The sequence below is a fragment of the Pseudomonas ficuserectae genome, from assembly GCF_024584585.1.
GTDB lineage: Bacteria > Pseudomonadota > Gammaproteobacteria > Pseudomonadales > Pseudomonadaceae > Aquipseudomonas > Aquipseudomonas amygdali.
In genome coordinates, this window is the sequence record NZ_CP085684.1 from 5,427,686 (window position 1) to 5,445,401 (window position 17,716).

At 50.9% G+C, this 17,716-nt stretch carries 18 protein-coding genes, 4 pseudogenes and 1 other annotated feature; of the genes and pseudogenes, 15 read left to right on the forward strand and 7 right to left on the reverse strand.

The features are described 5' to 3' along the window. Window positions 1–47: 47 nt before the first annotated feature. The 7 genes from LJU29_RS24340 (at window position 48) to trbL (ending at window position 6,090) form a co-directional block, all read left to right on the forward strand. A complete protein-coding gene (locus LJU29_RS24340) occupies window positions 48–1,115 on the forward strand; it encodes an integrase (protein ID WP_024649581.1) in 1,068 nt (355 codons plus the stop codon). A gap of 518 nt (window positions 1,116–1,633) precedes the next feature. Then, window positions 1,634–1,852, forward strand: coding sequence for a helix-turn-helix domain-containing protein (locus LJU29_RS24345; protein ID WP_003433273.1), 219 nt, complete (start codon window positions 1,634–1,636; stop codon window positions 1,850–1,852). A 4-nt stretch (window positions 1,853–1,856) separates the two neighbouring features. After that, entirely contained in the window at window positions 1,857–2,696 is an 840-nt protein-coding gene (locus tag LJU29_RS24350; protein WP_257111285.1) for a helix-turn-helix domain-containing protein, read from the forward strand. A gap of 63 nt (window positions 2,697–2,759) precedes the next feature. After that, complete coding sequence (locus tag LJU29_RS24355) at window positions 2,760–3,002, forward strand: TraK family protein (protein ID WP_080053433.1); 243 nt, start codon at window positions 2,760–2,762, stop codon at window positions 3,000–3,002. A gap of 328 nt (window positions 3,003–3,330) precedes the next feature. Next, entirely contained in the window at window positions 3,331–3,705 is a 375-nt protein-coding gene (gene traJ, locus LJU29_RS24360; RefSeq protein WP_024651933.1) for a conjugal transfer transcriptional regulator TraJ, read from the forward strand. Between the two features lie 40 nt (window positions 3,706–3,745). Continuing rightward, window positions 3,746–4,501, forward strand: coding sequence for a P-type conjugative transfer protein TrbJ (gene trbJ, locus LJU29_RS24365; protein ID WP_257111286.1), 756 nt, complete (start codon window positions 3,746–3,748; stop codon window positions 4,499–4,501). Window positions 4,502–4,578: 77 nt separating this feature from the next. Continuing rightward, window positions 4,579–6,090 (forward strand): P-type conjugative transfer protein TrbL, encoded by a 1,512-nt coding sequence (gene trbL, locus LJU29_RS24370; RefSeq protein ID WP_257111287.1) that lies wholly within the window; start codon window positions 4,579–4,581, stop codon window positions 6,088–6,090. A 393-nt stretch (window positions 6,091–6,483) separates the two neighbouring features. Here the strand turns inward: trbL and LJU29_RS24375 are convergent, their stop codons facing one another. Then, window positions 6,484–6,993, reverse strand: a complete 510-nt coding sequence (locus LJU29_RS24375; RefSeq protein WP_257111288.1) for a hypothetical protein — start codon at window positions 6,991–6,993, stop codon at window positions 6,484–6,486. Window positions 6,994–7,520: 527 nt separating this feature from the next. Between LJU29_RS24375 and LJU29_RS24380 the strand changes: the two genes are divergently transcribed. Beyond that, window positions 7,521–8,738: a hypothetical protein gene (locus LJU29_RS24380; RefSeq protein ID WP_257111289.1), complete on the forward strand. Its 1,218-nt coding sequence runs from the start codon at window positions 7,521–7,523 to the stop codon at window positions 8,736–8,738. Between the two features lie 191 nt (window positions 8,739–8,929). Then, the gene (locus LJU29_RS24385; protein ID WP_257111290.1) at window positions 8,930–9,463 is read left to right on the forward strand and encodes a hypothetical protein; all 534 of its coding nucleotides are present in this window, start codon (window positions 8,930–8,932) and stop codon (window positions 9,461–9,463) included. Window position 9,464: 1 nt separating this feature from the next. On the opposite strand, the pseudogene LJU29_RS24390 reads toward LJU29_RS24385, so the two are convergent. Next, window positions 9,465–10,688, reverse strand: a pseudogene (locus LJU29_RS24390) (IS3-like element IS51 family transposase). Then, window positions 10,293–10,409: a sequence feature (AL1L pseudoknot), on the reverse strand. It overlaps the preceding pseudogene by 117 nt. Before the next feature lie 707 nt (window positions 10,689–11,395). Next, complete coding sequence (locus LJU29_RS24395) at window positions 11,396–12,376, reverse strand: IS5-like element ISPsy2 family transposase (RefSeq protein ID WP_257112865.1); 981 nt, start codon at window positions 12,374–12,376, stop codon at window positions 11,396–11,398. A gap of 64 nt (window positions 12,377–12,440) precedes the next feature. Here LJU29_RS24395 and LJU29_RS24400 point away from each other — a divergent pair. After that, window positions 12,441–12,737: pseudogene (locus LJU29_RS24400) on the forward strand (polyamine ABC transporter substrate-binding protein); the annotation flags it as partial. Between the two features lie 116 nt (window positions 12,738–12,853). On the opposite strand, the gene LJU29_RS24405 reads toward LJU29_RS24400, so the two are convergent. After that, window positions 12,854–13,393 carry a helix-turn-helix transcriptional regulator gene (locus LJU29_RS24405; protein WP_044424039.1) on the reverse strand — a complete coding sequence of 180 codons (540 nt, stop codon included), beginning with the start codon at window positions 13,391–13,393 and terminating at the stop codon, window positions 12,854–12,856. Between the two features lie 626 nt (window positions 13,394–14,019). Between LJU29_RS24405 and LJU29_RS24410 the strand changes: the two genes are divergently transcribed. The 4 genes and pseudogenes from LJU29_RS24410 to LJU29_RS24425 all read left to right on the forward strand — a co-directional run bounded on the left by LJU29_RS24410 (window position 14,020) and on the right by LJU29_RS24425 (window position 14,937). Next, the gene (locus LJU29_RS24410) at window positions 14,020–14,271 is read left to right on the forward strand and encodes a hypothetical protein (protein WP_257111291.1); all 252 of its coding nucleotides are present in this window, start codon (window positions 14,020–14,022) and stop codon (window positions 14,269–14,271) included. Window positions 14,272–14,281: 10 nt separating this feature from the next. After that, window positions 14,282–14,359, forward strand: a pseudogene (locus tag LJU29_RS24415) (lytic transglycosylase domain-containing protein); the annotation flags it as partial. Continuing rightward, window positions 14,347–14,481 (forward strand): annotated as a pseudogene (locus LJU29_RS24420) (replication initiation protein); the annotation flags it as partial. The pseudogenes LJU29_RS24415 and LJU29_RS24420, both read left to right, overlap by 13 nt. Window positions 14,482–14,604: 123 nt before the next feature. Then, window positions 14,605–14,937, forward strand: a complete 333-nt coding sequence (locus LJU29_RS24425; protein ID WP_257111292.1) for a hypothetical protein — start codon at window positions 14,605–14,607, stop codon at window positions 14,935–14,937. Window positions 14,938–15,098: 161 nt separating this feature from the next. Here LJU29_RS24425 and LJU29_RS24430 read toward each other — a convergent pair whose 3' ends face one another. Then, window positions 15,099–16,328, reverse strand: coding sequence for an IS91 family transposase (locus tag LJU29_RS24430; RefSeq protein WP_257112866.1), 1,230 nt, complete (start codon window positions 16,326–16,328; stop codon window positions 15,099–15,101). A gap of 162 nt (window positions 16,329–16,490) precedes the next feature. Here LJU29_RS24430 and LJU29_RS24435 point away from each other — a divergent pair, with 162 nt between their 5' ends. Then, window positions 16,491–16,805: an HU family DNA-binding protein gene (locus LJU29_RS24435; protein WP_005758826.1), complete on the forward strand. Its 315-nt coding sequence runs from the start codon at window positions 16,491–16,493 to the stop codon at window positions 16,803–16,805. Window positions 16,806–16,910: 105 nt separating this feature from the next. Here the strand turns inward: LJU29_RS24435 and LJU29_RS24440 are convergent, their stop codons facing one another. Further along, window positions 16,911–17,222 carry a type II toxin-antitoxin system RelE/ParE family toxin gene (locus LJU29_RS24440; RefSeq protein WP_053486599.1) on the reverse strand — a complete coding sequence of 104 codons (312 nt, stop codon included), beginning with the start codon at window positions 17,220–17,222 and terminating at the stop codon, window positions 16,911–16,913. Beyond that, complete coding sequence (locus LJU29_RS24445) at window positions 17,219–17,470, reverse strand: type II TA system antitoxin, ParD family (protein WP_004643047.1); 252 nt, start codon at window positions 17,468–17,470, stop codon at window positions 17,219–17,221. Before LJU29_RS24445 ends, LJU29_RS24440 begins: the two co-directional genes overlap by 4 nt. Window positions 17,471–17,716 lie beyond the last annotated feature (246 nt).

The following is a 17,716-nucleotide window of genomic DNA, read 5'->3' on the forward strand; positions in this document are numbered from 1 at the left end:
AATCGGTACAGTACTGGTGCGCCAGTACACCTTTGGAGTCCTTTCAGATGGCAACATTAGTCAAAACTCCTTCCGGCACCTGGAAGGCTTTGATCCGCAAAACTGGCTGGCCAACTGTGGCTAAAACCTTCCGCACCAAACGCGATGCGGAGGACTGGTCACGTCGCACCGAAGACGAAATGGTCAGAGGTGTGTATATCCAGCGCAGCGGCTCCGAGCGCATGACGTTGGAGGCAGCCCTCAAGCGATACTTGAGTGACATCACCCCCACCAAGAAGCCCACCACCCAGCGTGGCGAAACCTCGAAGGCCAAGAAGCTCATCGAGCATCTGGGCAAATATTCACTGGCCGCCCTATCCGCTGAAATCATCGCAGGGTATCGCGACAAGCGCCTGAATGAAAAAGGGCGCGCTGGTACTACCAGCAACAACACTGTTCGCCTGGAGCTGGCTTTACTGAGCCATCTATTCACCGTTGCAATTCAAGAGTGGGGGCTGGGCCTCGCATTCAATCCGGTCCTGAACATCCGCAAGCCGAGCCCGGGAGAAGGCCGAAATCGTCGGCTATCACCTGACGAGGAGCGCCGGTTACTGATCGCCATGAATAAGCACAGCAACCCCATGCTCGGCTGGATCGTTGGTATCGCTCTAGAGACAGGTATGCGGTCTGCAGAGATCAGTTCGCTACGTAAATCCCAAGTTGATCTGGAGCGTCGTATCGTGAAGCTTGTGGATACGAAGAACGACGCACAACGCACTGTGCCTTTGAGCAAGCGAGCGACAGCACTCTTCCAATCGGCCATGGAAAATCCAGCTCGACCGAGTGAATGCAATCTGGTGTTCTTCGGTGAACCCGGCAAGGATACAAAGCGTCGCCCTTATGCCTTTACCAAAACGTGGAGGTTGCTCGTTAAAAAGCTTGAGTTGCCAGACTTCAGATTTCACGATCTAAGGCACGAGGCCGTGAGCCGCCTCGTTGAAGGAGGCCTCTCTGACCAAGAGGTTTCCAGTATTAGCGGCCACAAATCAATGCAGATGTTGAAACGATACACGCACCTACGGTCAGAGGACTTGGTGGAAAAACTGGACGCTATGGCTATTAGGAAAAAAATTTAGCGACTAAAAAGCGCGTCGCGTCCATTTAACCTTCTTAGTTAATTCCAAAGCAAAGTTTAGCTAAAGTTATAAATATTAATATCAAGTGGCAAATAAATTTCTCTAAAACTAACAAAATCCCTCTTGGGGTTTCCGAATTTAGCCGACTTCCTAAATACAGGAGTTTTCGTTAAAAAGTTCACGCCGCCGGATTTCATGGTTTAAGGCACTGGGTGGTGAGCCCTCTCGTTGACGGCGGCCTTTCTGACCTTGAGGTTTCCAGTGTAGAGACCACAAATCAGTGCGGATACTGAAGCGGTAACGCATCTCAGATCAGAGAACCTGGCCGCAAAGCTAGCAGCCATTTCCATTAGGAACAAAATTTTAGCCGCTAAAATTTTAGCCGCTAAAATTTACGTAACACCAGCCCAACTAGCTTAGCTAAAGTTATAGATGCCAAGATAATTTTAAAGAAAAGCTTCCAATACCAGTGGAAGTTGTCATAGGATATTTGAAGCTAACCGAACGAGACTTAAAATATGACAACCGAAGAGTCAATACGCGCGCTTTTTTCTGGGGCCCCGCTCTTGTCTATTGATCAGCTGGCGGAGGTACTTCATCGAAGCAAGGACGGTCTACGGATTAGCTTGAGCGGTGATAACGAGGTCTCTAGAAAATTCCTACCTTGCAAAGTGAAGATTGGACGAAGGATTTATTTTCGTACTGCTGATGTAGCCAAAGCCATCGATCAGGGCTAGCGGTATGTCTATAACTTTGCTCGTGGAAAGACAAAGCCAATCAAGAGGCTTTACGATGATACCCAATCACATAATCAATGATGAAAATCTAAGCCTCAAGGCGAAGGGACTAATCTCAGCATTGCTTTCTTTACCGCCAGGTTATGAACACCTAAGCGTTGAACGCCTGGCAGTCAAGTATAAAACAGGGACTACCGCAATCAGGTCCGGGATAAAGGAGTTACAGCACGCTGGGTACTTGAAAGTAGAGCAAAAATACGATACACGCGGCCATTATGCTGGGTACGAATGGCGGCTGAGGGATCAGCCCGAAAACTCTAAAGTGACCGAAATTAGCCAAGATCTCCCGTATATGGAAAACCCACATTCGGGCGACCCGATTTCGGATAACCATAGACCTATAAATACTTACAAAACAAAAAAACCAAAAACAAAAAATACTACTACAACCCACCCCCCTATCCTTGGCGAGGTCCAGCAGGAACTGCGACTGACCGCTCCGATGCTTACGGAAACCAGTGAGCAAGTTTTCAAAGCACTGGGGCAGGTAGATCCACTTGATCGACAACGCATGCTCGACGAGTTATGTGCAGCGATAAAGTCAGGGGCAATCAAGACTACGCCGATCCGCTGGTTTCATGGCGCGCTCAAGCGGTACCGAGAAGGGGCCTTCAATTTTACAGCGCTGACGTCACAGGACGTTCAGGAGAACAGTCCTGCTAAATCAGTTAGTACGGCGCGCGACAGCCCCCCAAGTGTCAATGCAAGCAAGCGCTCTGACGTAGGCTTGGAGTATCTAGGCAAATTAAAGAAAACTACGCGTAGCCCAAACTCGTCGCCCTAATGCGACGTGACAGATGAGGGGCCTCGCTCGGAGCAAGGCCAATAAGGCGACCAGAGAAACGCAATGAAATCACTAAGCCTCAGAATCGCAGAGCGTGTAATTCAAAGCGCAAAACCAGAAAGTTCTTTGGCGCACCGCGCGGTAATGATCATACATAGATCAGAGATAGAGGATGCAGTTCAGCGAGGATGCTCACTGCTGAGCATTTGGAAAACACTCAGCGAAGAGGGAGTAATCAATTTCGGTTACCAAGCATTTCGCCGATATGCTCGCGTACTCATAAATGCGGATAACAAGACGCACTAAACAGACCAAACAAGCTATCAGCAACCAGACTTTTTTCGTTGCTACAGCGATCAATACCGCTTTTCACGTTCATCTGCCGAACAATTCCGTTGTTCTACCGATTAGTTTCCTTTTGTGCGGCAAAACAATGCTGTAGTTCGCTCGGAGAAATGGACACTGTTTGGCTAAACAACGGTGATTTCGAGGGCAAGATAGGTGAAGTTAGCCAACCGACAAGTCGGTTAGCCAATTTCACTATCGCGTATTCGCGCCTGCGGCACTCAATGCTGTCTTGCTCTGCGAGGCAGGTCGCTTCCGCGACGTTATGAACACCAGAAGGAGGTTAAAAATGAGTCCTCACAAACAGCAGGAACACACACGAAAACACGGAAAGCATCTGCGAGTGCCGGTGTTACCTGACGAAGAGCAAACGATTAAAGAGAACGCAGCAAATGTTGGTCTGACAGTGGCGGAATATCTACGCCGTTTGAGCCTCGGATACGAGGTCAAGAGCACGCTGGATTCCACCTACGTATTGCAAATCGTAAAGATTAACGCTGACCAAGGCAGATTAGGTGGATTGCTAAAGCTGTGGTTAACAGATGACCCCAAGCTGGCTGTCTGTGGTGGCAATTGGACGCCCGCAGTCGTACGCGCACTTTTAAAGCGGATTGAGACCAACCAGGACGAAATGCTCCGACTGGTACAGGCGCTGAAATTTTAGCGGCTAAAAAATTCACCTCATCCTACCCTTTGGAGTCCAAATGAAAATTCCAGAAACCCCACGGTGGATTAGTGTACTTATCGCCGCGGCCATACCTCACATCGCAATGGCAGGCGTTCCAGTATTCGACGGCGCGAACACCAGCCAAACGACCATTAGCGCAATTCAGAACGTTGCGGCAGTAGCCAAACAGATTGAGCAGTACAAAATTCAGCTTCAGCAATACCAAACCATGCTGCAGAACACAGCTGCGCCGGCGGCCTACATCTGGAGTGAGGCTGACCAGACGATTTCAAAGCTACTCGCGGCTCAGGACACACTCAGCTACTACAAAAATCAAGCAGGGAGCTTAGAGCAGTACCTTTCGCGTTATAGGGATGCTGCTCACTACGCTAATGCACCCTGCATCGGTATGGACACGTGTACGGCTCAAGACCAACAAGCAATTGCCGACTCGCAGAGCGATGCCACTACAGCTAGAAAAAGGGCAAATGACGCCCTTCTAACAAGCGTCTCGCGTCAGCAAGAAACCTTGCAATCCGATGCCCAAGCTCTTGCAAGCGTGCAGCGTGCGGCGAGCGGTGCTACCGGCCAGATGCAGGCGATTCAATCAGCAAACCAATTGGCCAGCGCGCAAACCAATCAGCTTTTACAAATCCGCAGCCTCCTAATTGCACAGCAAAACGCGCTTGCAACCAACGCACAGGTGGAGGCTGATCGTGACGCTCAAAAGTTTGCTGCGGATCGAAAAGCTCTCAGCGGCCGCAATAGCCAAAGCGCAGACAGGCAGTGGTGACGATATGAATGCTTTCATTCGGCGAACCACGGGGCTTGTTCTCATCGCGTTACTGACCAGTGGTTGCGGAGCCCCTGATGACACCAAGCCTTCTGGTTGCGGAGCGCCACAAACAGAGCAGGCGTCGCCTAAAACGAACAACCAGGAAGCGTGTGTCCTGGGGCATAAAAACACCCAAAGCTCAGACAGGAAATGGTGACTCTATGAAAAGGCTACTACCAATCCACCTGCTGCTCATCGCGCTAGCATTCAGCAGTACGGCTCAAGCAGCGGGCCTGGACAGCGGCGATATGCTCAACAACATTCTGGATAACTTCTCGACGGTTGCAGTGACTTGGAAAGACGAGATCACAGAACACGCCTCATGGCTGTTTTGGGGGCTCGCATCCATAAGCATGGTTTGGACTTATGGCCTGATGATCCTGCGTAACGCAGACATCCAAGCCTTCTTCGCCGAGACCATTCGATTCTTTGTAACCTTGGGATTCTTCTGGTGGTTACTAATTCATGGACCGGTTATCTCTTTATCCATCATCGACTCGATGCGAGAGGTCAGCGCAAAAGCTTCTGGGCTTGGGAGTGGCCTGTCGCCGTCGAGCATCGTAGACATAGGCTTCAATATTCTCACTAAAGTCAGCGAGTCAGCCTCGCTGCTATACCCGGTAGTCACCGCCCTGATGCTCGCGGCAGCTATCGTAGTATTGGTGATCCTTGCACTGATCGCCGTGAACATGCTCCTGCTGCTCATCTCGGCATGGTTGCTGGCCTACGCCGGGATCTTCCTTCTAGGGTTTGGCGGTAGCCAATGGACCTCGGATATAGCGATCAACTACTACAAAACTGTACTTGGCGTCGGCATCCAACTTTTCACCATGACGTTTCTGATCGGTGTAGGAAAATCATTTTTGGACCAGTACTACCAGGCCTTTTCAGTTGGGACGCCTGACCTGAATAGCCTATGCGTACTGCTGGTCGCATCCGTGGTATTGCTCACCTTGGTCAATAAGCTACCTCCAATGCTTGCCGGTATCATCAGCTCTGGAGGGCAGACCTCGGGCATCGGTAGTTTCGGCGCCGGAGCTGCGATAGGGGCAGCAACCATGGCTGCTTCTACCGTAACTTCGGCAGCGAGCACCGCATTGGCGGGAGCCAACGAGATAGCTGGAGGCACTTCAGCACTCACGGCTGCCTTTAAAGCTGCTGAAGCCCACATGGACAGCGGCTCCACTGATGCAGGTAACTTTGAATATGGTTCCGGCAGCGAGCAGCACACAACGAGTGGTTCGGGACAATCGGCTTTTGGGCAAGCCATGGGCAATGGACAGAACACAGGCTATGCTTCGAGGGTGGCCCAGACTGGAAGGTTGGCAGCAAGTGCCGGGGCGCTCATCGCTGAACAAGTGGGACAGAGCATAAGCAGTCGAGCCAGTGCAGCGGTAGCAGAGACGGCGGGCGGCAGGGTTGCGGCTTCGATCAATGAGAATAGCAAAGCGTCCCTTTCCGACAAGCACGAGAGGTTCGACGGTGATAGTGTGAGCGGATCCGATGAGTTTGCAGATTTCATTAATAGAGATCCTACTCCGGATTAAGTATTACGAAGACCGCCGCAACTGATCTGCGGCGGATATCTGTCTCATTTAGACTCGAGAGCAAAGCATGGAAAAGCCCACACCTATTCCAGAGCCGCTATTCTTAGATGATCAAAGCGGTCTCACTGATCGTCTACCGATCTTCGTTACGCGCACGACCCTTGGAGCAATTCTCAACAAACACGAAGCGAAGAAATCATCAGACCTAGGCAAAACGGGTGGACCGACGCCTTTCAGATCGACTGTGGATTAGTGACTGTCGCTCGGATTGTCAGTCATAGCTCCACGTCAAGAAGCAGCTCCATGTGACCACCAACAGCCGGATATTCAAGAAGCACTTGCTGGGGCGAGAGGTCTGTCATGTCCGGATGCGACTATTAGAATTGCTACAGATCAGCGGTCCAGTTCGTCGAAAGACAACATCGAGCGAGCACTTTCAAGAAACTCATTTGAGTCATCGAATTTTTCACGTAAATACTCACCTTCACGATTCCGGTAACCCAGGGCGAGGTATTTCAGATGTTTTCGATGAATCATATATGCGGCGGTCACCCTTGCCTCACTAGCGTATTCTGAGCCTTGGAACAGGGCGCCAAAACCTCCTATAGCCCGATCCATGATTTCGTTTTGCTCTCGCATAAAGTCGACAAAGGCTTGTTGTCGCTCAGCTAATTCGGCTCTGACACCTTTGGGACAGCCGTCCTCGTTCTCGACTCCGAAGATATATGCTGCTCCCTGGGCCTCAACAAACATCACATCTCTAAAAACCTGACACATGCCGCCCGACACACATGCCTTGATATCCGCTACCCATAGCTCCTCTGAGTCATTGTCCGGAAATTTGCCTGCAAAACGCGGCGTCGAGGCAGCAAAGGCAGTCGCTGCTTTAGGAATATCGCTCATGTGCTCATCATCCACCGTTAGAATAGACCTTGGTTGCTCAGTGAGTTCGAACTGTAATGGGCACTGAGTTTTCTGCTGTACACAATGACTTGGGATGATACGTGCTCGCCATGAGCGACGTCACGCACGCCGAACTAGATTAAGTCGCAGACTGGAAGATTGCTGCCGATGGTAGAGATACCTCTCAGCCGGAGTCGACGCGTCTGCTCGACCAATTTTCCCTTGTCTCAGGGCTGAAGCCTGGAGGTAGCGATGATGTTCATGACGAGTCCTTCAAGCCTGAACGGAAAATGATGGTCAACACAAAACAGCGGTCACCAAGCCGTCAAAATCCGACGGTGTAAAGCATGGCTTTACCTTGCACATTGAGAAAGCTTTGAGCTACCGTTACAACTGCGCTGGTGCGGCGCATTGAAACCTGAGAGGGACGCACTGCTTTAATAAATGGTCTCTGCATGAAGTCTCATCTCTCTGCGGGCCAATTTTTCTGACCGTAAGGTGCCCACGTAGGCATCAAAGGCTAAAAAATGGCGTTTTCTCTAATTCGCAGTCTTACTGCGTCCGTTGTTCGTAACGTATCGGCATTGAAGCGTGATGCCAAGCGTCTCCAAAAAAACTCCCAGCTGGTTTTTGGTACCGAGTATCCACTGAAGGTATGCCAGCAAGCCGTGGCAGTGTCTCGCGGATTCCGCTCACTTGCCGATGTCGAAAATATATCTCAACGGTTAGGACTGAATAAACACGCACCTTTCTGGACGATTTTTGGGCGCAGCGATAACCATCAAGCAGCATTGAGTGCTTTATACCAGCTTGGTCTTGAGTACTCAGAGAATGGTCCTGTGGTATTCACGGGCAATCAACGGCACTCTATTACCCCTGCCCTTACCCTCCTGTTTGAGGAAATGAGTACTCGAAAGTTGCCGGGCCTGATCTTGTTAGAAACACAGGCAGAGTCAGTTCAGGAAACCCTGATCTACGACGGGATCAAGGCGCTAGGGCTTGATGAAATCTTCGAAGGATTCCGTTCACTGGACTTGCGAGAAAAAACTCTTCCTGTTTCGCTATGCACAGATTCTAGATGCTGGATTTCGTCAATTTTGAATGTTTTGGACCCCGAGATTCAGTCAAGTCTACAACGGACTAATTGGGCAATATCTCTAACCACGAGCGCCTTTGAAAATGCCAAGTCGCGCAGACAGGTAACCCAATCAAAGAACTTTGATTCCATCCCATTCGACTCTGTAAAAGAAGCCGTAAATCATCTGATCTATGGGTGTGGGCAGCCTTTATGGCTCGATGACGAAACTAAAATGGCTTCCTTCTCAAAAAAACTTGATGAGGATACAGCCAAAGTTGTTCTACACCTGATTGGCGAGCTAGCGGAGCGCAACTTTTCACTTGGTGTATCATGTGTACACGAGAGCATTTGGCGCCCATATATTGTCCTCTTCTCGAGAAGCGATCCAGCCAGCGAGGTACTCGCTGGCGTGGTGCATTCCTATTACTCCTGGTGCCAGCCTCGAGAAAATCCAACGCCCATACTTTATGTATCAGACGGTGCATCTCCTTATGCCCCACAATTCTTATCATTCGGTGGCAACACGGCAGTAGTAAATGGTCTTGACAATATTCCTGATGAAAAGCAACCAGGCCAGTTCTATGGTTACAAGAATGCATTCAAAGTTATCGGCTCGCCAGAAGGCCTGACATATATGGGTAAGCGAGTTTCTCTACAGGGCTTATGAAAAGCATGTTGGTCTGGCTTGGGTCAAAGAAGCATGCCGACATAAAGCGCTTCTGACTCGAGCAGACAATGTAGCGCCGGTGACGATTCGATATTGGCGTAATAAGGTTTAATTTTCAGTACAGCTCGAGGCCACGCGAACAGCTCTGGCTAAGCGCAGAGTTGATCAGGGACCGGATGATAGGAGTGGGGATGCAACAGATTTGGGATTTAATGACTAATGCGCACATGGAGGCTTGGATTTGGGGGCCTCTTATGGGTGCCATCGTGGGCATGGCTTTTGCCGGCTTCAATGCTCCACCTAGTGAAGAAGCGCCAGTGACAGTCATCCAGACTACACGCATATTTGTGACCACAAATATTGTGGTTCATAACAAGCAGCATAAAAGTACCAGTGATGACAGCGGCGCAGGAGCGATCCTATTATTTTCCGCTATTGCGATGCTATTTTTTATTTGGAAGTACGTAGTTTACGTAGAATACATTCGCTACGTGTTCATAGTGATCATTACTAGCGTGCTTGCTTTCAGCCTTACGGCCGCCATACTATCCATTCTGAAAGGTCAATTTAATTCAAGCAGCTGGTTACTTTACATTCTTACCCCTATAGCTGCTTTGGCTACGAATTATTTTCTTTTGAACTTGGCCACTAGCTCGCTCGACCCTAAACTTCCACCTTTAGCAGCAGTGAACCGCCCCGGGTTTCTCGGAGACCCTTTTGTTTGAGTCATGCCACGTGGGCAGACTCGGTGAGTTGCTGATAATAGATGGCTTCTGCCTCGACCGGTGGAATATGACCGATTGGCTCCAGCAGGCGGCGGTGATTGAACCAGTCCACCCATTTCAGCGTTTCCAGCTCCACCGCCCCCCGTGTGGGCCAAGAGCGTCGATGAATCACTTCAGCCTTGTAAAGACCATTGATGGTCTCAGCCAAGGCATTGTCGTAAGAGTCACCGACACTCCCGACCGATGGCTCAATACCGGCTTCGACAAGACGCTCGGTATAGCGAATGGACACGTACTGCACGCCACGGTCACTGTGGTGAATGAGTCCACCCTGCTTGACTGGGCGACGGGCGTAAAGGGCTTGCTCCAGTGCATCGAGTACAAAATCGGTACGCGCTGAACTGGACACCTTCCAACCGACGATGAATCGGGCAAAGACATCAACGATGAAGGCCACGTAAACAAAACCCTGCCAGGTACTGACGTAGGTAAAGTCCGATACCCATAGGGCGTTCGGGCACTCAGCCACAAACTGACGGTTGACATGATCCTGCGGGCACGGCCTGGCTTGGTCGCTGACCGTCGTCTTGACAGGCTTGCCGCGTACCACGCCTTGCAGGCCCAGCTCTCCCATCAGGCGTTGCACCGTACAGCGGGCGACTTGCTGGCCTTCACGCAGCAACTGTCGCCAGACCTTGCGCACGCCATATACATGGAAGTGCTCATCCCAGACTCGCTGGATGTGCTCACCCAGTTCCTGGTCACGCTGCGCACGCGCTGACTGCTGGCTGGGGTCAGCCTGCTGAGCAGCGTACCGGTAGTACGTCGACGGGGCGATTGGCAACACCTTGCAAATCGGCTCGACCCCTTAAGACTGGCGGTTTTCATCAATAAACGTCTTCATCGTTTGAATGGGCGGTCGAGCTCCGCCTGGGCAAAATAGGCTGAGGCCTTACGCAAGATCTCGTTAGCTTGACGCAACTGACGGTTCTCACGCTCCAACAGCTTGACTCGCTCACGTTCGACTGTGCTCAGCCCATCACGCTGGCCGCTGTTGCGCTCAGATTGGCGAACCCACAGCCGTAATGTCTCGGGCGTGCAGCCGATCTTGGGGGCAATGGCACTGATGGTGGCCCACTGCGACTCGTACTCAGGAAGGTGTTCGAAAACCATCCTGATGGCCCGCTCACGGACCTCTGGGGGAGTACTTCGGTAGTTTTTTCATCGCTCCATCCTCTCAAAGGTTGGAGTCTCCGAGAAACCCGGGGCGGTTCAGCAGCGACAACCCCTCTGGACTTCTATGTTAATCAATTATCTGAGTATGGACGCATGCTTATATTTTTTCAGATGCTCGGCATGGTCCTAGTTCTAACCACCACTGTGTGTATGGCTTTCGTGCTGATCCACTACCTAGCACTCATGAACCAGCGTAGCCCGAGTTTTGTTCAGCCGTTATGGACATGGTTGACACGAGTGACTTTTCTTTTTTCGGGGAGGGGCTGGCTGGTACTGATGACCACACTTATTATCTTGGCCTACATTTTTATTGAACCCAGCTACATGCCTGCTTGGACAACTGCTCTGGGGAATTGACTTGGCTCGGGATTCGTCGCGATCAGAGCTCTATCTAACCAGAGCAGCATGCGCTGCATTTTTGAAGTGAGTTGAACGAACCGGAAATAGCGCAGCAACAGGCTGCCTTTCATGTCAAGACACTGGTACTGTTAGCATCTTATCAAGGACGAGTACTGCATGCATTCACATCGCGAATATTTGAAGCCGTTAGGGAAGGTCTGAAGTAGCCGGATGTTTTCCGGCTACCGAGTCCTCAGCACTTTTCAAAAAACGATGCATGTCGAAATTTGCTCAATTATCTTCGCTTTTTAGCTCTTTCGGCCGCTGCAAAGCCTTTTGCGGTAACCATTTCCTGCATTACACGCACACCTCTCCTGCGCTCGCCAACAAATGTCGGCGGGCCATCCACAGGTTTGACAGGGCGAACAACGTCACCATCTGCGCGGTGTTCTTGGCCAAGCCCCGAAAGCGCACTTTTTCATAGCCAAACTGGCGTTTGATGACCCGAAACGGATGCTCGACCTTGGCGCGAACCTGGGCCTTGGCCTTCTCGATTTTGCGGATCGCCTTGTACAAAATACTGCGTTTTCCATGCTTTTTGTAAGTGCTGCGGCGGGCGGCAATCTGCCAAATGACCTTGCGCCCAGCGTGTTCTTCGCGCTTCTCGACCCCGGTGTAACCTGCGTCGGCGCAGACTACGTTTTCCTCGCCGTGCAGCAGTTTGGCAACCTGCGTGACGTCTGCCACATTGGCCGCTGTTACTACCACGCTGTGCACCAGGCCTGACTCGTCGTCGGCGCCGATGTGAGCCTTGGCGCCGAAATAGTACTGGTTACCTTTCTTGGTTTGATGCATCTCAGGATCGCGTTTGCCATCCTTGTTCTTGGTCGAACTGGGCGCGTGAATCAGCGTGGCATCGACGATGGTGCCTTGACGCAACGACAAGCCACGGTCGCCCAGATAACCATTAATTACGCCGAGAATCCCGGTCGCCAACTCGTGCTTTTCCAGCAGACGACGGAAGTTGAGAATGGTGGTTTCGTCTGGAATTCGCTCCAGGCTCAGGCCTGAAAACTGACGCAGGATGGTCGTCTCATACAGCGCTTCTTCCATCGCCGGATCGCTGTAGCCGAACCAGTTCTGCATCAGATGAACACGCAGCATCGCCATCAGTGGGTAGGCGGGCCGGCCACCTTCTCCTTTTGGATAATAGGGCTCAATCAGGGCAATCAAACCTTTCCAGGGCACCACCTGATCCATCTCGATCAGGAACAATTCCTTACGGGTCTGCTTGCGCTTGCCGGCATACTCGGCGTCGGCGAAGGTCATCTGTTTCATCATCGAAAAGCTCGGCGACTGGTGTCCGGAGATTTTGCCAAATTAGGAAGTCTTTTTCAGAGTTTCCCTAGTGTGGTCTGAAAATATGGTTTTGCTTAAGGACGCGCCTCATCCAAAAGAAGGCTTGGCCTTTATTAACTATATAATGCGACCAGACGTCATAACGAAAATTTCGAATTTTACTCTTTATCCCAATGCTAATACAGATGCCACTGTCTTGGTAGACAAAAAACTACGTGAAAACCCATGGGTCTATCTAGACAAAGCTACTATAGCTAAGCTATTTCCACTTGAGCCGTCGCCTCTAAAATTAGAAAGAATCCGCACACGAGTTTGGACTAAGATTAAGAGTGCAGATTGAGGGGTTTAGGTATTTAAAGGGATAAGTATATTTTAGATGCACTGATCAATTCTTCATATAGATCAGTGCATTTATAATTAAAATACACATTTTGGATGTGCCTGAGCACTTGAGATTTAGTTACCAGTCTTTACAAGGTCGTAACATGTTCTTAATTCGCAAATTAGGTGCAGGTACTTTCTAGCTTCCGCTGAGTTTTCAGAAATCATTGACGTTTCATCGTTTATCAAAAGATAAGAATGGTTAGCAGGATCTATTATTTTTTCATGCTCCCCACAGATTACTATTGTTCCGTTATCCAGTTTCCAAGCAAAGGCTTTGGGTCCGTAGTCTCTTTCGCTTGCAATATATTCGGTCTTACTTCTAATACTGCTCTCTGTCAAAAAAAGACCTAGGGCGTAGAAACTATCAATTATTGGTATCCATTTAACGGTTTGGCCAAACGGTTGGCCTGTTCCATATACAAGCCATTCCAGACTAATGCCTAAGCCCATGGCTATGCGGCCTGCTGTTTTTGTCTCATCCATATTTTTAGTGAGGATGTTGCTAATGGTTTGCTCTGGTAGACCACACCTCGTTGCGGCCTCCTTCTGGCTAATGTGCAGTTCACTAAGCACCGCTTTCAAGCGGCTTGAGAGTGTTGCCTGAGTGCTCACGTCGGACCTTCCATAGGTTGGGTAGGGTTAGACGCTAACAATAGATTTTTTTTTGGCGGAATGAGAATTTTTTTTCATAGGCTCTTGTTTTTTCTGGAAAAAACAACCTCATGGTCATAAAAACATTAATCAAATACAAGAAACGTATACGAATTCATGATTTTTGGTGCTACTCTAGCACTAGGTGGAGGCTCGAAGCAGGTTTTAGCAGCGGGCACATCAGCTGGATAAACGTCCAGCTATGCCATTCCCCTGTGGCTGGTAGCTCCACTTGTAATGCCGCTCTTTACGTTGATTTAGCCGGTCACCGGCGGGCCTCAGACGCCAGATCCTGTTACGCGATCGAGCACAGTGAGCCTCGGTCCACGAGGGCCTCCTTCGGTTCAGCGCGGTCAGGGCTGTGAAATGGAGTAATAGCGGGAATTCGTGGCTATTAATATTTATGTAAAGCCTTCAGCTAATTCTTTATTGCTGAGGCTTCACCAATAGCGTTTAGTTATAGACGCTATTGTTGAAGCTAGCAACTCTGATACTTGTTTCAATTAGAAGCCATAGACTTGGCTAAATAGCCAACTCCCTGAGTTTGTTACGATCATGCTTGGGACATAGTTTTAAAAGGAGACGCCATGAGTGCGATTGACCCAGATACCTCTGAAGAACCAATCCCTGAACGAAGACCTAATTCAGGAACAGGCAGCAAGGTTGTTTTTATCGGCTCCGACCTTTATAGCGTAGTTACGCAGCACGCAATTGCCGTTAGCTATGCAACTGGAACACAAGTATCTGCAGCGAAATTTACTCAGTATTTAGTAGAAAAGTACGGTAAAAATGGAGTGCAGAGTCTTTCTGAGTTCATTGTTTCGCAATCCAAAACTTGAAGGAAATTGTATGCTCACCACCAGTGCCTTCCTGGCCCTGGCTATGCAATGCGCTCCCTCGATACATCCCGCCACGCTTACCCCCCTGTAGGTCAGCCTGCTGATGGCCGCGCCTCGGGTGTGCAATCCGCTGTACATCAGATATCTGCGGTCCCGCAGGGGCCGCAAGCCGGAGAGCCCTTAAACACAGAACATGAGGATGGTTCATAATGGGGTGTGCTTATCCTGTCGACCTACATAGAATTACCTCGGGCGACGCACTGCTCTGGTGGCTTTCAGCAGTTTTACTGCCCACCTTGGCGTACTTAAATCAGGACTTATGGGGGTGGCAACGTGAACAATCGACGTAATGACTCGGATGATTTCGTACTGCCGTGCATAGCTATCGCAGTTATCGCTGTATGCCTTTTTATTTGGAAGTTTTCAAAGGCTCTCAGTCTTGATTTTCATGCCGGAAGCCGTCTGCTGTTCGGTATGATCATTGGCCTTGCGATTCTGTGTGCTGGGTGGTGGAAAGAAAATCATTACGGATCGATCTTGACTGTAAAAAATGTATTGCCCGCATCACTGGCCGTTGTCTGGCTGGGGTTTTGGCCGGCATTGCAACAATGGGGCAGCGTAGGACTGTTCATGCATAGGAATTTCAATAATTCCTATACAGGGTAATCCTCCTAAAAAGGCACCCTCTGCGTGATGCCAACGTGGCGTCGATGTCGGCAAAAAGCTTTTTTAACCCATCACCCACGCCGAAAAATGGATTGAAAGCGACTTTTCTGTACCTTTTCCAGATTGTACCTTTTCCAGATTTTGGACGCACCTCTCCCGTATCAGGCCGGCACGTACCTCAATTGCGCGATGCTTTGAGCGTTGTTGATCAAGCCCTGCACCGTCAGGCCGGCGATGGCTGCGGTATACACCATCCGCGCTCCGCAGAGCACGCAGCTGAACGGATCCCGATGCAAGAACGATTTGCTCATCTGCGCAAAATACAGTTTTTGCGCTTTGCCACGCCTTTCCACGCGTAGCGTCTCATACACCCGGGGTAGCTGTCGGCCACAGACGCGGTTGGCCAGAAATCCAAAATACCGGATCATCCGAAAGTGCTTCTCCGGGATGTGCTGCACCACCCGGCGCAGCATGTCGGTCTGGCTCAGCGTTTCCTGCTGATAGGTCTTGGTGCGGTGATCCAGGTAGGTGAAGCTCAACGTGGCTCCGGAGGTGTAGTGCGCCAGACGACTGCCCGAGATGGGCGGTTTTTTCAGGTAGCGGCCCAGGTAATTGACGGTCTTTCGGCCGTTTTTCGTCTTCTTCGACAAGTGGATGTGCCAGTGCTGACCACCGGCGTTGAGCACAAGGTGACGCCAGTCATTTTCGCTCTGCAGATGAGCGTTTTCAGGTGGGACGGTGGTGTGCTCCCACTGACTGAGCAGGTACTGGCGTACATTCCACATCCAGCGTCGACGCAAGGCTGATGGATGAAACGACAGATCTTTCCAGACACCTGCGTCATCGATTCCACCCAAGGTGACCGAGACATGGATGTGTGGGTGCCAGTTAAGTCGCCGGCCGTAGGTGTGGATGGCGCAGAAAACACCCACCTCCACGCCCCGGCGTCGGCCCGCATAGAGCAGGTTGTCGACGGCCAGGCGACACAAGGCATCGAGCCAGTGACGGTTATGAAAGAACAGCGGCCACAGGGTGTCAGGCAATGTGAACACCAGGTGTTGCCAGGTACACTCGGGTAAGCGGTGCTGTTGATTGGCGATCCACTGATCGGTAGCTTTTTTGCCGCAGGATGGACAGGCGCGGCAGCTGCAGGTGTTGCACAGGTATTTGGCGTGCGGGCAGCTGTCGTTGCCGCAGGTGTAGTGTTTGACGCCCAGGATCGAGGTGCCGCAGGCCAGCATTTTGCTGACGGACTCGACTTCGATGTCGCGCAAGCCGCCCTCCTCGAGGAGGCGTGCCCAGCATTGATTGGTGGTGAAGAGGTTTTTGAGCGGTCGAGGTGTGTAGGCAGGACTCATCTGAAGCAGCAGCGGTGGGTAAGCAGGCTTCATGATGATCAATAATGGGCCTCATGACAAAGCTCAAATCGATGTTTCTGCTGCTACGCGATCGCAAGAACGGGCGATTTGCAGCCGCAGGCTGCCCAGTTCTCGGCCCCAAGCTGACCCCTTACTCTGCAATCCAAATGAACTTGATAGGGAAGGAACACCATAATGTCTCTGACTAAAGACCAATTCATCGCCGGTATCGCAGAAGCTATCGACGCGCCAAAAAACACCACGGGTAAGGCTCTTGATCAATTGGGACAGATCGTTGCCGACCAGCTGGGCAACGGTGCAGAAATCACTCTACCGGGCATCGGCAAACTGAAAGTGGCAGAGCGCCCAGCCCGCACTGGCCGCCACCCCTCGACTGGCGCTGCCATCGAAATCGCTGCCAAGAAAGTCATCAAGTTCGTCCCGGCCAAGAGGCTGAACGACGCGATCAACAACGGTGCGCCTCAGAAAAAGGATTTTGAAGTACGTTAAGCTGAACTGATTTCAGTCTAATGGCCGGAATTGTGGTGACGGCCGCTAGGTGTAGCGGCTTGCAATCGAAAACAGCCGCTATTTCCATCATGGCTACCCAGACTATTACTCTTTGAGCCGATCAACCAGTCGTGTCATCAGATCCATGCGCTCATGGAAAATAGCCACGATCAGAGCAGGCGCTCCCTCACGCGGTAGGCAGAAGACGTAATGATGCTCGTACCGCCCCATCCGTAGAGCCGGAAAAAGCGCACTCATGTCTTTGAACACACCCCGGCCATCGGCGAGGTTGGCGATCCCCTGTTCCAACGTAGCGATGTAGCGGCGCACCTGCGCATCGCCCCATTGCTTACGGGTGTAGCGGACGATGCCCCGCAGATCGGATTCTGCCGCAGCGGTGAGAACGTAGCCGGTCAAGCGCTGCCCTCGATCAGTTCTTCATCGAGAATTTTGCTGATGCTCTTGGCAGACACATTGCCGGTAAGTCCCTCGTGAATACGTGCGCCGAGCAGGGTTCTCAGTTCTTCCCATGCCTGATTGGCATCAGCATCGCCCGGAAACAGTCTTTCCAGCGCATATTGCTTGATGGACTTGCCCTGCAAGGCAGCCAGCGCTTTCAGGCTTTGGTGCTGCTGGTTTGTTATGTCGATGGTTAAGCGACTCATGGGATAACCTCCAAGACTACACATTCCCACATTAGAACATATGTGCTAATGGAGCAGGCGGTTATACATGGTTACATTGACGCAGGTTGTCGTAAAACACCTGTTTGGCGTCAATTCGCACCAGTACTCGCTTCCCGCCCATGACGGAAATTTCTGGGATTCCGGCTTACCGAGCGATCAGCTCAAGATGACCGTTTGTAGTACTGCAGTCCTTCACCTTCTTTCCGTCGATCCGGCACATGCAGC

Excerpts from the sequence above, each read along its gene's own strand:
- LJU29_RS24380 (WP_257111289.1), top strand. The coding sequence starts at position 7,521 with ATGGCGTTTTCTCTAATTCGCAGTCTTACTGCGTCCGTTGTTCGTAAC.
- trbL (WP_257111287.1), top strand. The coding sequence starts at position 4,579 with ATGACACCAAGCCTTCTGGTTGCGGAGCGCCACAAACAGAGCAGGCGT.
- trbJ (WP_257111286.1), top strand. The coding sequence starts at position 3,746 with ATGAAAATTCCAGAAACCCCACGGTGGATTAGTGTACTTATCGCCGCG.
- LJU29_RS24375 (WP_257111288.1), bottom strand. The coding sequence starts at position 6,993 with ATGAGCGATATTCCTAAAGCAGCGACTGCCTTTGCTGCCTCGACGCCG.
- LJU29_RS24340 (WP_024649581.1), top strand. The coding sequence starts at position 48 with ATGGCAACATTAGTCAAAACTCCTTCCGGCACCTGGAAGGCTTTGATC.
- LJU29_RS24345 (WP_003433273.1), top strand. The coding sequence starts at position 1,634 with ATGACAACCGAAGAGTCAATACGCGCGCTTTTTTCTGGGGCCCCGCTC.
- traJ (WP_024651933.1), top strand. The coding sequence starts at position 3,331 with ATGAGTCCTCACAAACAGCAGGAACACACACGAAAACACGGAAAGCAT.
- LJU29_RS24385 (WP_257111290.1), top strand. The coding sequence starts at position 8,930 with ATGCAACAGATTTGGGATTTAATGACTAATGCGCACATGGAGGCTTGG.
- LJU29_RS24435 (WP_005758826.1), top strand. The coding sequence starts at position 16,491 with ATGTCTCTGACTAAAGACCAATTCATCGCCGGTATCGCAGAAGCTATC.
- LJU29_RS24410 (WP_257111291.1), top strand. The coding sequence starts at position 14,020 with ATGAGTGCGATTGACCCAGATACCTCTGAAGAACCAATCCCTGAACGA.
- LJU29_RS24445 (WP_004643047.1), bottom strand. The coding sequence starts at position 17,470 with ATGAGTCGCTTAACCATCGACATAACAAACCAGCAGCACCAAAGCCTG.
- LJU29_RS24430 (WP_257112866.1), bottom strand. The coding sequence starts at position 16,328 with ATGAAGCCTGCTTACCCACCGCTGCTGCTTCAGATGAGTCCTGCCTAC.
- LJU29_RS24350 (WP_257111285.1), top strand. The coding sequence starts at position 1,857 with ATGTCTATAACTTTGCTCGTGGAAAGACAAAGCCAATCAAGAGGCTTT.
- LJU29_RS24395 (WP_257112865.1), bottom strand. The coding sequence starts at position 12,376 with ATGAAACAGATGACCTTCGCCGACGCCGAGTATGCCGGCAAGCGCAAG.
- LJU29_RS24355 (WP_080053433.1), top strand. The coding sequence starts at position 2,760 with ATGAAATCACTAAGCCTCAGAATCGCAGAGCGTGTAATTCAAAGCGCA.